The sequence below is a fragment of the Mesorhizobium sp. P2_E9 genome (genome assembly GCF_056403815.1).
This window is the reverse complement of the sequence record NZ_JBFUET010000026.1, coordinates 1-13166: the sequence shown is the minus strand read 5'-3', so window position 1 is coordinate 13166 and position 13166 is coordinate 1. Positions and strand designations below refer to the sequence as shown.

18 protein-coding genes are annotated in these 13166 nt (G+C 62.4%); 7 read left to right on the top strand and 11 right to left on the bottom strand.

Going from position 1 to position 13166, the window contains the following annotated elements; all coding sequences use genetic code 11:
- Nucleotides 1–615 carry a LysE family translocator gene (locus AC1D05_RS32940; protein WP_477446768.1) on the top strand — a complete coding sequence of 205 codons (615 nt, stop codon included), beginning with the start codon at nucleotides 1–3 and terminating at the stop codon, nucleotides 613–615.
- Nucleotides 616–771: 156 nt separating this feature from the next.
- On the opposite strand, the gene AC1D05_RS32935 is transcribed toward AC1D05_RS32940, so the two are convergent.
- The gene (locus AC1D05_RS32935) at nucleotides 772–1713 is read right to left on the bottom strand and encodes a nucleoside hydrolase (protein ID WP_477220147.1); all 942 of its coding nucleotides are present in this window, start codon (nucleotides 1711–1713) and stop codon (nucleotides 772–774) included.
- A gap of 256 nt (nucleotides 1714–1969) precedes the next feature.
- On the opposite strand from AC1D05_RS32935, the gene AC1D05_RS32930 reads away from it, so the two are divergent.
- Together AC1D05_RS32930 and AC1D05_RS32925 are read left to right on the top strand one after the other, a co-directional pair.
- Nucleotides 1970–2395, top strand: a complete 426-nt coding sequence (locus tag AC1D05_RS32930) for an Hsp20 family protein (protein WP_013893014.1) — start codon at nucleotides 1970–1972, stop codon at nucleotides 2393–2395.
- Between the two features lie 64 nt (nucleotides 2396–2459).
- Nucleotides 2460–2714, top strand: a complete 255-nt coding sequence (locus AC1D05_RS32925; RefSeq protein WP_013529590.1) for a BQ00720 family protein — start codon at nucleotides 2460–2462, stop codon at nucleotides 2712–2714.
- Between the two features lie 125 nt (nucleotides 2715–2839).
- On the opposite strand, the gene ptsN is transcribed toward AC1D05_RS32925, so the two are convergent.
- From ptsN to lptC, 6 genes are all read right to left on the bottom strand, one after another.
- Nucleotides 2840–3304, bottom strand: a complete 465-nt coding sequence (ptsN, locus tag AC1D05_RS32920) for a PTS IIA-like nitrogen regulatory protein PtsN (protein ID WP_027031063.1) — start codon at nucleotides 3302–3304, stop codon at nucleotides 2840–2842.
- A 59-nt stretch (nucleotides 3305–3363) separates the two neighbouring features.
- Complete coding sequence (hpf, locus tag AC1D05_RS32915) at nucleotides 3364–3948, bottom strand: ribosome hibernation-promoting factor, HPF/YfiA family (protein WP_027043252.1); 585 nt, start codon at nucleotides 3946–3948, stop codon at nucleotides 3364–3366.
- A 364-nt stretch (nucleotides 3949–4312) separates the two neighbouring features.
- Nucleotides 4313–5839 carry an RNA polymerase factor sigma-54 gene (gene rpoN, locus AC1D05_RS32910; RefSeq protein WP_477446766.1) on the bottom strand — a complete coding sequence of 509 codons (1527 nt, stop codon included), beginning with the start codon at nucleotides 5837–5839 and terminating at the stop codon, nucleotides 4313–4315.
- 253 nt (nucleotides 5840–6092) lie between these two features.
- On the bottom strand, nucleotides 6093–6911 hold the full coding sequence (gene lptB, locus AC1D05_RS32905) for an LPS export ABC transporter ATP-binding protein (protein ID WP_477446764.1): 819 nt from the start codon (nucleotides 6909–6911) through the stop codon (nucleotides 6093–6095).
- On the bottom strand, nucleotides 6911–7513 hold the full coding sequence (locus AC1D05_RS32900; RefSeq protein WP_477446762.1) for an LptA/OstA family protein: 603 nt from the start codon (nucleotides 7511–7513) through the stop codon (nucleotides 6911–6913). Before AC1D05_RS32900 ends, lptB begins: the two co-directional genes overlap by 1 nt.
- Nucleotides 7500–8213, bottom strand: a complete 714-nt coding sequence (gene lptC, locus AC1D05_RS32895) for an LPS export ABC transporter periplasmic protein LptC (RefSeq protein WP_477446760.1) — start codon at nucleotides 8211–8213, stop codon at nucleotides 7500–7502. The genes AC1D05_RS32900 and lptC overlap by 14 nt, the downstream gene beginning before the upstream one ends.
- 359 nt (nucleotides 8214–8572) lie before the next feature.
- On the opposite strand from lptC, the gene sppA reads away from it, so the two are divergent.
- The 4 genes from sppA (at nucleotide 8573) to lhpI (ending at nucleotide 11278) form a co-directional block, all read left to right on the top strand.
- On the top strand, nucleotides 8573–9529 hold the full coding sequence (gene sppA / locus AC1D05_RS32890; protein WP_477446758.1) for a signal peptide peptidase SppA: 957 nt from the start codon (nucleotides 8573–8575) through the stop codon (nucleotides 9527–9529).
- Between the two features lie 80 nt (nucleotides 9530–9609).
- Nucleotides 9610–9894 carry an integration host factor subunit beta gene (locus tag AC1D05_RS32885; protein WP_006200394.1) on the top strand — a complete coding sequence of 95 codons (285 nt, stop codon included), beginning with the start codon at nucleotides 9610–9612 and terminating at the stop codon, nucleotides 9892–9894.
- 36 nt (nucleotides 9895–9930) lie between these two features.
- Nucleotides 9931–10275, top strand: a complete 345-nt coding sequence (locus AC1D05_RS32880; RefSeq protein ID WP_477446756.1) for a DUF1049 domain-containing protein — start codon at nucleotides 9931–9933, stop codon at nucleotides 10273–10275.
- Nucleotides 10276–10312: 37 nt separating this feature from the next.
- The gene (gene lhpI / locus AC1D05_RS32875) at nucleotides 10313–11278 is read left to right on the top strand and encodes a bifunctional Delta(1)-pyrroline-2-carboxylate/Delta(1)-piperideine-2-carboxylate reductase (protein ID WP_477446755.1); all 966 of its coding nucleotides are present in this window, start codon (nucleotides 10313–10315) and stop codon (nucleotides 11276–11278) included.
- On the opposite strand, the gene AC1D05_RS32870 is transcribed toward lhpI, so the two are convergent.
- From AC1D05_RS32870 to AC1D05_RS32855, 4 genes are all read right to left on the bottom strand, one after another.
- A complete protein-coding gene (locus AC1D05_RS32870) occupies nucleotides 11268–11711 on the bottom strand; it encodes an EVE domain-containing protein (RefSeq protein WP_477446753.1) in 444 nt (147 codons plus the stop codon). The genes lhpI and AC1D05_RS32870 overlap by 11 nt on opposite strands.
- Nucleotides 11708–12103 carry a VOC family protein gene (locus AC1D05_RS32865; RefSeq protein ID WP_477446751.1) on the bottom strand — a complete coding sequence of 132 codons (396 nt, stop codon included), beginning with the start codon at nucleotides 12101–12103 and terminating at the stop codon, nucleotides 11708–11710. Before AC1D05_RS32865 ends, AC1D05_RS32870 begins: the two co-directional genes overlap by 4 nt.
- A 77-nt stretch (nucleotides 12104–12180) precedes the next feature.
- Entirely contained in the window at nucleotides 12181–12867 is a 687-nt protein-coding gene (locus tag AC1D05_RS32860; RefSeq protein ID WP_477446749.1) for a helix-turn-helix transcriptional regulator, read from the bottom strand.
- 88 nt (nucleotides 12868–12955) lie between these two features.
- Nucleotides 12956–13166: transposase (locus tag AC1D05_RS32855; RefSeq protein ID WP_477446747.1), on the bottom strand; the 211-nt coding region annotated here is incomplete at its 5' end.

Below are 13166 nucleotides of genomic sequence, written 5' to 3'. Positions count from 1 at the left end.
ATGTCGCTGGAACTCTACGCCGCTTATGTCCTCGCCTGCATCGTCATCATCCTTGTGCCCGGTCCGACGGTCACGCTGATCATCGCCAACAGCATTCGCCATGGCGCCCGCGCCGGTCTCGCCAATGTCGCCGGCACACAGGCAGGCCTTGCCGTCATGATCGCCATTGTCGGCATCGGCCTCAACACGCTGATCGCGGGCATGGGCCATTGGTTCGAATGGGTGCGGCTGATCGGCGCCGCCTATCTGATCTGGATGGGCGTACAGATGTTCCGCTCCAAGGGCACGTTGAACGCCGATGGCACCGCGAGGAAGCCGCGCGGCGGCTTCTTCCTGCAGGGCTTGGCTGTGGCGCTGAGCAATCCCAAGACGCTGGTGTTCTTCGGCGCCTTCTTTCCGCAGTTCATCGCGCCGCAGGGCAATTATACACTGCAGATCGTCGTCATGGGCCTGACCGCCATGATCTTCGCCGCCCTGTCGGATTCGACCTACGCGCTCGCCGCCAGCCGCGCCGGTCGCCTGCTGTCGGCCAGCCGTATCAAGCTCATGTCGAGGATCAGCGGCAGCTTCCTGGTCGGCGGCGGCCTGTGGCTGGCCTTTTCAAGGTCGAAGTAACATCGCCCCTTCCCTCGCCCCGTTTACGGGGGGAGGGTGGTCGCGAAGCGATCGGGTGAGGGGCAGCGCCGAGGATGCAGGCAAGGTATCAACGTTTGTGCCGCTCCTCATCCCCCTGCCGGGGCCTTCTCCCCGTAAACGGGGAGAAGGGAGTTTTCACAGCCGCGCCAGCCTCTCCACCAGCAGCGCGAAGAAGCCGTCATGGTCGATGTCGCGCATCACCATTGCGTTCTTCGGACGTTTGGTCACGCCCCACCAGTCGATCACGGTCATGCCCATGGTCAGTTCCGAGGCGGTCTCCACGCTGACATTGCAGTTGCGGCCCTTGAACAACTCAGGCTTCAGCAGATAGGCAATGACGCAGGGGTCGTGCAGCGGCCCGCCATCGGTGCCGTATTTGCCTTCGTCGTAACGCTCGAAGAACTCCAGCATGTCGGCGGTCGCGATGCCGACCTTGGTGCCGAGCGCGCGGAAGGCTTGCGTGCGCTTGGTGGTGGTCAGCGCCTTGTGGGTGACGTCGAGCGGCATCATCACGATCGGAATGCCGGCCTTGAACACCAGATCGGCGGCCTGCGGATCGACATAGATGTTGAATTCGGCCGCAGGGGTGACGTTGCCGCCCTCGAAGAAGCCGCCGCCCATCAGCACGATTTCCTTTATGCGCGGCGCGATGCGCGGTTCGCGGATCAGCGCCAGCGCAATGTTGGTCAGCGGCCCGAGCGGGCAAAGCGTGATGGTGCCGCTCTCTTCCTTCATCAGCGTCTCGACGATGAAGTCGACCGCATACTGCTCCTGCAGCTTCATCGTCGGTTCGGGCAGTTGCGGCCCGTTGAGGCCGGTCTTGCCATGCACTTCCTCGGCGGTGACCAGCGTGCGTGCCAGGGGACGGATGGCACCGGCATAGACCTTGATTTCCGGCCGGCCGGCCAGTTCGCAGATCTTGCGGGCATTCTTTTCGGTTAATTTCAGCGGCACGTTGCCGGCAACGGCGGTGATGCCGACGATCTCCAGCTCGCTGCTGCCGAGCGCCAGCAGAATGGCGACGGCATCGTCCTGGCCGGGATCGGTGTCGATGATGATCTTGCGTGGTTGGGGCATTTCAATTCCTTGTTTGGCTGGCCGTGAGCTCACCGGATCGAGAGCACGCCTGAAGGACGACCCCAGCGCTTCTCCTTGCATCCGCGCGTCGTTTCAAGCGCCATGTCGATTATTCCTGTGAGTCCAAGGCCTGGTCTTTTTGGGCGGGTCTTCTGATGGCTTGAACTTGGTCGCGGGGCGGACCATATCAAGAGCATCGGGAAAAATGCCACTTGGGTTTTTCCACTTTATGTCGCTCTTGAGAGGACAGTGTAACATGAGCCGAATGACGCCTTTCTCCAGCCCGCTTCTCCTTGGTTTCGACGCCATGGAAAAGACCCTGGAGCGCTTGGCGAAATCCGGTGACAGCTACCCTCCCTACAACATCGAACGGCTCAGCGGTGCCGACGGCAAGGCCGAAAGGCTGCGCATCACGCTCGCCGTCGCCGGCTTCGCCGAAAGCGATCTCGATGTCACAACGGAGGAGAACCAGCTGGTCGTGCGCGGCCGTCAGACCGACGACACCGAGCGCGAATTTCTTCATCGCGGCATCGCCGCGCGGCAGTTCCAGCGCTGTTTCGTGCTGGCCGACGGCATGCGGGTGATCGCGGCGGAGTTGAAAAACGGCCTTTTGTCGATCGACCTCGATCGGCCGGAGTCCGAACGGCTGGTACGGAAAATAAACATATCGGTGAAAGACTGATCTTTACCGATGGCTCTCATGCGGGATGGCCTTGAGCGGCGTCCTCGCGCCAAGGAGGCTTGAAATGACCAGAACTGAAACGATCACCATGACCAATGGCGAATTCGCCCATCTCGGCGAGGGCTCGGTCGCTTATCTGCGCAAGGTCTCGAGCGACGAATTGCTCGGCCGTTTCCCCAATCTCGGTGAAATCGCGCCCGGCATGGAGCTGTGGGCGCTGTTTGCCGCCAATGGCCAGCCGATCCTGCTGTCCGATGCGCGTGACCGCGCTCTGGCCGGCGCCATGGAAAACGACTTGACCACGGTCGCTATTCACTAAAGCAATTCCAGGAAAAGTGTTTGGCGGTTTTCCGTTCGGAATTGCGTCAAAATTGGCGATCGGTTGGCTGAAACGAAAAGGGCCGCTCACGGCGGCCCTTGGCGATCTCATCCAAAAATCCGGCTTCAGGCGGCGTGCGAGGCCTGCGTGTCCGACAACAGCGCGTGGATCGCCGTGGCGTCGCGCGTTCCCCTGACCTTGGCCACCGTGTCGGCGTCGCGCAGCACGCGCGCGATGCGCGACAGCGCCTTGAGATGATCGGCGCCCGCCCCTTCCGGCGCCAACAGCAGAAACACCAGATCGACAGGCTGGTCGTCCAGCGATTCGAAATCGACCGGCGTTTCCAGCCGGGCGAAAACCCCGGCGATCCGCTTCACGCCGGCGAGTTTGCCATGCGGAATGGCGATGCCATTGCCGACGCCGGTCGAGCCCAGCCGCTCACGCTGCAGGATGGTGTCGAACACTTCCCTCTCCGGAATGCCCGAAATCGCCGCTGCCCGTTCGGACAGCAATTGCAGAAGCTGCTTCTTGGAGTTCGCCTTCAACGCCGGCAAAATCGCCGGAACGCTGATAAGATCGCTCAGATCCATGCTTGAAAATCCCTTGTTCGCCTGCCGTCACCAGTCCCCACCCCTCGTGCGGCTGGCTTTTATCCCTGTGCGACCTTGGTCGTGGACGGGTCGATCCAGCCAATGTTTCCGTCGGGCCGGCGATAGACGATATTGAGATGGTCGGTTCCGGCGTTGCGGAAAACGAACACCGGACTGTCCTTGGTATCGAGTTCGATGACCGCCGAGGCCACCGACATGGTCTTCAGCGTCATGGTCGATTCGGCGACGATGGCCGGCGCGAAATCCTCCGGGATCTCCTCGTCGTCATCGGCAAGTGGCGCCATCACCGTATAGGCGATGTCGGTCAACTCGCCATTGCCATTGCCCGAATTGTGCGATTTGAGACGGCGCTTGTAGCGCCTAAGCCGGGTCTCCAGCCGATCGGCTGCGGCCTCGAAGGCAAGCGTCGGATCCTGGGCATCACCAGTAGCCTGCAGCGAGGCACCGGAATCCAGCCGGATCATGCAGTCCGCCGAATAGCGCGAGCCCGATTTGATGACGGTGACGTGTCCCGCAAAGCCGCGATCGAAATATTTGCCGATCGCTTCGCCGACACGATCGTTGATGCGTGTGCGGAACGCATCGCCGATATCCATGTGTTTTCCCGATATGCGCAGATTCATCTGAAAACTGACCTTCCTTGCTCAGGCTTCAAACTGGCCTGAGTTTATACTCGTGATCCGTGCGCACAAGCTTTGCGGCGTCACTCGCGCCGATTTAAATCCGAACTTTCCGGTTGATCACAAGCCGCCCTTTTGACCGTCCCGAGGCCATTGTCGTGACGGACCATCCGCTAGCGGGCATCGGGCCCGTCTCATGCGGGCGGGCTTCTAGCCACTTCCCCACGGCTTGTCAATGAAGCTCGAAAGCTGTGGAAAATCGCAAGCTCGTGGAGCAGTTCATCGTTTCACGGAAAACGCCGAACCGCTCCATCTCTTTGTCTTGACGCAATTCCGCATGGAAAACCACACTTTTCCTGGAATTCCTCTAGCGGCCGGCGCTGGCCAACGCGCGCTTCTCGCGCCGGCGCTGCACGGAAGACGGAATATTCATGCCTTCCCGGTACTTGGCGACCGTGCGCCGTGCGATATCGACGCCGCTCTCCTTGAGCATGTCGACGATCGCGTCATCGGACAGCACATCGACGGGTTTCTCCTCGTCGATCAGCTGCTTGATGCGATCCCGCACCGCTTCGGAGGAATGCGCGTCGCCGCCGCCCGACGCGGCGATCGAAGCGGTGAAGAAATAGCGCAATTCGAACACGCCGCGCGGGGTCAGCATGTATTTGTTGGCCGTGACGCGGCTGACAGTCGATTCGTGCATGCCGATGGCGTCCGCCACCGTGCGCAAATTGAGCGGCTTCAACTGGCGCACGCCATGGACCAGGAACGCATCCTGCTGACGCACGATCTCCGAGGCCACTTTGAGGATCGTCTTTGCCCGCTGGTCGAGGCTGCGCGTCAGCCAGTTGGCGTTTTGCAGGCACTCGGCCAGGAAATCCTTTTCCGCCTGGTTCTTCGCGTGCGGCGAGACCTGGGCGAAATAGATATGGTCGACCAGCACACGCGGCAGCGTTTCGGCGTTGAGTTCGACGGTCCAGCTTCCGTCATTGGCCGCACGCACCTCGACATCGGCAACGATGGCGTCGCTGGCGCCGCCCGAAAACGCCATGCCCGGGCGCGGATCGAGGGCCCGGATCTCGGCCAGCATGTCGAGCAAATCCTCCTCGTCGACGCCGCAAATCCGCTTCAGCGCCTGGAAATCGCGCCGCGCCAGGAGTTCGAGATTGGCAACCAGGGCCTTCATCGCCGGATCGAGACGGTCTCGTACCGCAAGCTGCAGTGACAGACATTCAGCAAGATCGCGGGCGAACAGCCCGGCCGGCTCGAAGGCCTGGCACACCGCCAGCACCTTGGCCACCGTGGCAGCGTCGGTGCCCAGGCGCGCGGCGACCTCGGCCAGGTCCGCGCGTAGATAACCGGTCTCGTCGAGCCCGTCGGCGAGGTCGGCCGCGATCAGCCGCGCCACGGGATCGGCGAAGGCGAGCGCGACCTGCTCGCCGACATGGTCGCGCAAGGTGATGGCGCCCGCCGCCATGTCGCCGGCGTCAAGCCCCTCGGACGAGGAGCCACCGCCATTGCCGGAAGCCGATTTCCATTGCGCCGTCAGGTCGGGTCCGAGCCGCTCGCTGGTGCCGGGATCGTCGGGAAACAGGTTCTCCAGTGACGTATCGAGTTTGTCCGAGATCGCTTCGGCGCTCCAGCCGGCCTCGTTCTCGAACCAGTCGCCGTCGGCGGCCGCTTGCGGCTCGGCCTCGGTCTTCTGCGCCTGGTCGCTCGCGGCGTCGTCCTGCGGCTCGGCGCGCTCCAGAAGCGGGTTGCGCTCGATCTCCTCGTCGATGAAGTGCTCGAGTTCGACATGGGTGAACTGCAGCAGCCGAATCGACTGCATCAGCTGCGGCGTCATCACCAGCGACTGCGACTGTCGGAGTTGTAGTTTCGCCGCCAACGCCATGGTTCGGTTTCAAACGCCTCCTCTACGCAGACTTACCGGAAATGAATTTCGCGGCCGGCCATAGAAACTGGCCCGGCTTTTGCTTGTCAAGGCAAAGCCTAGCAAAAGCCGCTTACCGGAGCGTTATCCCGGAGCAAAATCGCCGAAAATCAGGCCGCAAAGCGTAAAAAATCGTGTCAGGAAACAAATTTCACGCTCAGAGCGATTCCAGGACGATCGAGCGATTTGGCATTTCCGTGAAACGGTGAACCGCTCAGAGCGTAAAACCCTCGCCGAGGTAAAGCCGCCGCACATCCGGGTTTGCCACCACTTCGTCGGCGCGGCCATGGGTCAGCACCTGGCCGGCATGGATGATGTAGGCGCGGTCGATCAGCCCGAGCGTCTCGCGCACATTGTGGTCGGTGATGAGGACGCCGATGCCGCGTGCCGTCAGATGGCGCACCAGTTGCTGGATGTCGGCGACGGCGATCGGATCGATGCCGGCAAAGGGCTCGTCGAGCAGCATGTAGGCCGGGCGCGTCGCCAGCGCGCGCGCAATTTCCAGGCGCCGTCGCTCGCCGCCGGAGAGCGACATGGATGGCGCCTTGCGCAGATGGCTGATGTGGAATTCCTCGAGCAGTTCGTCGAGATTGCGCTCGCGCACCTTGCGGTCCTTTTCGACCACTTCGAGCACGGCGCGGATATTCTGCTCGACGTTGAGGCCGCGGAAGATCGACGCCTCCTGCGGCAGATAGCCGATGCCGAGGCGCGCGCGACGATACATCGGCATCGAGGTGACGTCGAAGCCGTCGATCTCGATCGTGCCTTCATCCACCGGCACCAGGCCGGTGACCATGTAGAAACAGGTCGTCTTGCCGGCGCCGTTGGGGCCGAGCAGCCCGACGGCCTCGCCGGCACGCACGCCCAACGTGACGCCACTGACCACCTTGCGGCCCTTGTAGCTCTTGGTCAGGCCCTTGGCGATCAAGGTTCCCTTGAACTTCGCCTTGTCGACGGTGATCGTGGCCGGGGCCGAAATCTTGCTTGCGGCTCGTCCCGGAAGACGCGCCGTCAGCGATGACAGGCTGACCATCAGGGGTTCGTCGCTCCAGATTTCGGCGCATCCGATTTCGGCGGGGGCGTCATCGACATGATGACACGTCCCCCGCAACCATCGACATTAGCGAGGCCAGTTTTCATCTGCACGGTCAACTTGCAGCCCTTGAGCACGTTGGGGCCTTGCGACAGCACCACTTCCTTGCCGGACAGGACCAGCACCTGCGTCTTCATGTCGAAAGTGCCGTTGTCGCCGGTCGCAACCTGGTCGTTCGACTTGATGTAGACCTTGCCACTGACTTCGAGGTGGTCGATGTTGGCGGAGCCGGTCATCGCGGCGCCCGCGGCTTCGGTGCCCTTGGCCGCCGCTTTGGGATCCTTGACGTAATAGACCATCATCTTGCCGGCCTTGAGCAGGGTTGGCCCCTGGACGACGGTGACGTTGCCGGTGAACACGGCGAGACTCTCAGCTTGCCGGACCTCCAGCTTGTCGCTTTCGATCTGGATCGGCTGGTCGCCGGACAGTTTGAGCCCGGACATCTGGCCACTGGCACCGGACTGTGCCAGCGAGGGCGCCATCCCCAGCAGGAGCAGCGTGGAAGTTGCGGCCGCAAGCCGTGTTGAACTATTGAGCCACATTCGCTTCTTCGCCCTTTGCCTCAGCCGCCTTCAGAGCGGCGGGATCGATATTGACGCGCACCCTGTTCTCGAACACCAGGACCTTGCCATTGTCCTGGACCGACAGGGAATTCGCTGTGATCTGCGACCCGCCACGGCTGACATCGACCGGATCATCCGTCTTCATAGTGCCTTTGCCCATGTCGAGGAAGACCGATTTGAACTTGGCTTGCATGCCATCGGTCGTGGTTATCGTGACGTCACTGGTCATTTTCATCGTGTTGCCGTCGCGATCGTAGGTCCCGCGCGAGGCTTTGATCGCAGCGACATTGTCCGGCCCGACCGGCACCTTGGCGTCTATGCCTTCAAGCTCGATGATGCCTTGCGTGGCGACATCCTGTATCGCCCGTAGGGCTGTCATCGAATAGGGCTGCTTCTGCTTGGTGAAACCGTTGAGCTTGGGATTGGCCATCACCAGCTTACCGTTGGAAAAAGCGGCGCCTTCCGCCTGCACCGCGACGGAGACGGGTGCGGCGAGATAGGAATAGACCGGGAAGGCGACGGCGATCAGCGCCGCAGCCAGGGGCACGGCGAATTTGAGCACGCGCACGCGGCGCGAATGACGCTGGGCGCGGTCGAACGCATCGCCACGCGTCCAGCCATCCGCCGGGGGAGCCAACTCCGTCTCGGGGCTGGTCGGTTCATTCGATCGCGCTAACATGACTGCTTTCTTCTAAACCCCTGCCCGCCAGGGAGCACCGCCTATAGGTGGGGGGCCGGTGCCCTCAAGCAAGCACAAGCCCACGAAAACCGCAAAAATGTGACAACAGACGTTGTACAAACGAAAACGAGGTCAGCACAACAGCCGGTACTTCATAGCAGAAATGGACGCGCCTGCGCCGTTTTTTCATCGCCGCCGTTTCTCCCCTTACCTTGCGTCCCTTGCGCAGGCCAGTCACAAAACTGACAGTGTTGGGATCGCCTTGGGCGGATTGCCGCGCCATATGGAAGACGGAACTGCTTCCCGATAAGGACATCATGGTCTAAAAGCGTCCGTTCCCGCCGACTGTGAGGCTGACCATGGCATTGAGAGCCGACGACCTGATCGACCGCCGCCGTTTGCGGCGCAAGCTGACATTCTGGCGTGTTGCGGCCATCGGCATTGTCGCCCTCGGGGTGATTGCACTGTCGGCCTGGTTTTATCGCGACGATCTCGGCGGCTCGACTGTCGACCACATCGCCAAGGTCAGGATCGAAGGCACGATCACCGAGGACGAGGAACTGATCAAGCGGCTGGAGGACATCCGCAAGTCGTCGAAGGTGAAAGGCGTCATCCTGGCGATCGATTCACCCGGCGGCACCACTGTCGGCGGTGAATCGATCTACGAGGAAGTGCGCAAGGTGGCCGCCGACAAGCCGGTCGTGGCCGAAGTCGGCACGCTCGCCGCATCGGCGGGCTACATGATTGCCAGTGCGGCCGACCACATTGTCGCCCGCAAGACCTCGATCGTCGGCTCGATCGGCGTGCTGATCCAGTATCCTGACGTCAGCGGCCTGATGGACAAGCTCGGCGTCAAGCTGGAGGAGGTGAAATCCTCGCCGCTCAAGGCCTCGCCGTCTCCCTTCAAGCCGACCAATGACGACGAGCGCGCCATGGTCCGCAAGCTTATCCTCGACAGCTACGACTGGTTCGTCGGCATCGTCGCTGAACGCCGCAAGATGACCCACGAACAGGCACTGGCGCTTGCCGACGGGTCGATCTTCACCGGCCGCCAGGGTGTCGCCAACGGCCTGATCGATGCCGTCGGCGGGGAGACCGAAGCGATCGACTGGCTCGCGACCAAGGGGGTCGATGCCAAGCTCAAGGTGGTCGAATGGAAGGACACGGACCGGCGCGGCAGCTTCCTGTGGTCAAAAGCCATGGTGAAAATGGCCGGCAGCGCGCTCGGCCTGCCGGACTCCAGCAGCGATGTCATCCACGAACTTGGCGCCGACCGCTTGTTTCTTGACGGCCTCGTTTCCGTCTGGCACCCTTGAGCGCCGTTTGGGACAGCTAAAAAAACCAATAAAATCATCCTCATAATTTCGACCGCACTGCTTTCACGGGGACCCGTCTGATGATCAAGTCCGAACTTGTGCAGATTATTGCCACGCGCAATCCGCATCTTTTCCTGCGCGACGTCGAAAACATTGTCGGCGCGATCTTCGACGAGATCACCGACGCCCTTGCTGAAGGCAACCGGGTCGAGCTGCGCGGCTTCGGTGCTTTTTCGGTAAAAAACCGCCCCGCCCGCACCGGCCGCAACCCGCGCACCGGCGAGTCCGTCGAGGTCGAGGAGAAATGGGTGCCGTTCTTCAAAACCGGCAAGGAACTGCGCGAAAGGCTGAACGGCGGCAAGTAAGCGCGGCTTCAGCGCCAGCTTCCGACGGAAAACATAATGCTCAATCGTTTCATGCTCATCGTGGTCTTCGTGCCCCTGGCGATCATTCTGATTGCCTTGGCCGTTGCCAACCGCGAACTCGTCGCCTTCACGCTGGACCCGTTCAATCCCGGCAATCCGAAGCTGACGCTCACCTTGCCGCTGTTCATCTTCCTGTTCCTGGCGCTCGCCATCGGCATGGTCGTCGGCAGCCTGGCGACCTGGGTCAAGCAAGGCCGCTACCGCAAGCTGGCGCGCCAACGCGGCGTCGAGGCGGACAACCTGCGCCAGGCCGTCAGCCGCGCGCCATCGGCACCGCAGGGGTCGGCCCAGGGATCAGCATTGCCAAAGCCGACCAATTGAGCCGCCGGCCGCCGGCTTTCTTTCCACGGAGCTTTTCATGCTGACCATTTCGGCCGCCGAGGTCGATCATGCGCTGACCTTTCCTGGACTGGTCGAGACGCTGCGCACGGCTTTCCGCGACGGCGCGGTGCAGCCGGTCAGGCATCACCACGCGGTCGAGAGGCCGGACGGTGCGGCCTCGACCTTGCTGCTGATGCCGGCCTGGACCGATTTCAACGCTGCCGGCACGTCTTCCGGCGGCTATATCGGCGTCAAGATCGTCACCGTCTCGCCAGACAACAACGCCATCGGCAAGCCGGCGGTGATGGGGCTCTATCTCCTGCTCAACGGCGCCACCGGCGAACCGGAAGCCCTGATCGACGGCCAGCGGCTGACGCAGTGGCGCACCGCCTGCGCCTCGGCGCTGGCGGCTTCCTATCTGGCACGCGAGGACGCCTCCAGGCTGCTGGTGATCGGCGCCGGCGCACTGTCACCCTTTCTCGCCAAAGCACATTCAGCCGTGCGCCCGATCAAGACCATCCGCATCTGGAACCGGACGCTGGCCAATGCCGAGAAGGTCGCGGCCGATCTGCGCGCCGATGGCTTCGCGGCAAGTGCCGCGACCGATCTCGATGCCGAACTTGGCGAGGCCGACATCATCTCCTCGGCAACGATCGCCACCACGCCGCTGATCAAAGGCGCGCTGCTGAAGCCGGGAGCCCATGTCGACATGGTCGGTGGTTTCACGCCGACTATGCGCGAAAGCGACGACGATGCGATCGCACGCGCCAGCGTCTATGTCGACACCCGCGCCGGCGCCACCAAGGAGGCCGGCGACATCGTCATCCCGCTTGCGTCGGGCGTGCTGAAGCCGGAAGCCATCCTCGCCGACCTGCATGAACTGGCGCGCGGCCAGAAGAAGGGCCGCGCGAGCACTGATGAGATCACGCTGTTCAAGTCGGTTGGCGCGGCACTCGAGGACCTTGCCGCAGGCATCGCCGTCTACAGGGCGCTCAAGCCGTAGCCTCTGCAGGCTTCTTCGCGACGCCCATTGCCTCTGCGATCAGACGAAAATCGTGATCGGTGATTTCGGACAGGCCGAAGCGAAGCTGATACCCCCAGTTCGACTTGCCGGCGGTGAAGTCCAGCCGGTCGAGCAATGGCTTGATCGGCGCTTCCTCGGCCGCCATCCACTCGACATCGCGGCGAAACGGCGTGAAGCCGCCGCCCATTTCGCCTTGATAGGGCTCGCCTTCCCGCACCGTGCCGATTGCCGTGAAAGCCTGCAGGCCATCCCTTTCGCCCAAAATTGTGGTCGGTGAATAATAGATGATGCCGTCGCCAGGTTTGACACGGCGCAGAGGGGCCGCCTTGCCGTGGTTGACCTGCATGAAGCCGCCCTCCCGGCCGCGCCGGACATGTTGCGCCGACGCCACGGCGATCCAATACGCGCTCATTTCTGTTCCCCATTGGCCTGTTGCCCGTCAGACAGCCAGTAGACACGCAGGCGGTGATTGTCGGGATCGAGCGCAACGAAAGTGCGGCCGAAATCCATGTCGGTCGGCGTCTGCAGGATCTTCAATCCGCGCCCCGACCAGTCGGCATGGGTGGCATCGACCGCGTCAGGCGTCTCCAGGGCAAACACGATCTCGGCGCCGCCACCTGCCGCGGCAGCCGTCGGCTCGACCGTATGGCGCGACCAGAGGCCAAGCTTGAAGCCGTTGTCGAGCACGAACAGCACGAAGGTCGGCGCGCTTTCGACCGGCTCGCGCCCCAACAGCGCACTGTAGAAGGCGCCGCTCTCCAGCGGTTGGTCGACGTAGAGGATGACGAAATTCGGCGTGGTCATATCTGTTCTCCAAAGTTCAGCGTTTCGATGTACTGAACTTAGAATAGATTACTGTCAGATTCTGGCAGTAGCCGTCATCACCCACGCGGCTTGTCGAGTGTCGCCCGCCATTCCTTGAGCAGCGCCTGGCGGCGACGCGGATAGCGCGCATCGATGGCGTTGAGGCCGGACATGCGATCGGCGCGAAAATGCCGGAAATCCTGCCGCATCTCGCACCACGCCACCACCACCCGCACCTTGTCGAAGAAGCCGAGCGCGAACGGCCAGACCACACGTTGCGAAGTAGCACCCCCGGCGTCGCGATAAAGAAAGCCGAGCTTGCGCTCGTTGCGGATGGCCTGCCGCACCGTGCCGAGATCGATGCCCTCGATGGCATGCGCCGGTGGCCCGACCAGCAGCGTCGAGGCATCGAGATCCTCGCGCAGATCGTCCGGCAGCACGGCTGCGATCTTGGCCAGCGCGTTGGTGGCAGCGGCCGACAGGCGCTGGTCGGGCTGCTTGGCGACCCAGCGCGATCCGAGCACGATGGCCTCGATCTCCTCATCGGTGAACATCAGCGGCGGCAGCATGAAGCCGGGCTTCAGCACATAGCCCAGACCCGCCTCGCCCTCGATCGGCGCGCCTTGCCCCTGCAGCGTGGCAATGTCGCGGTAGAGTGTGCGGATCGAAATCCCAAGCTCGTCGGCCAACACATGTCCGCTCACCGGCCGGCGATGCCGGCGCAGGCACTGGATGAGGTCGAGCAGGCGTTCGGAGCGGGACATCAAGCAGATTTGCCTGTTTCTTTGACATTGGTCCATCACTGGCCGACATGAACAGGAGGGGTAGTGGCAGGGGAATCGGGTGAGTTAATTATCGTGTGATGAGGGTTGCCAGAAAGTCATCGTCCCATGCGGCGACCTTTCGTTTCAGCCGCAAGGAATCCTTTCCGGGGGCTTTTCGTATCAGGTTGAGAGCGATGTGCTTTATGGTTGTGAAGTTTGCGGGAGCATGATCGGTACGCAGGCGGCATTCATCGTCTCGGAAGACCATGTCCAGCACCCAATGGAGGCTGTTCTCGACG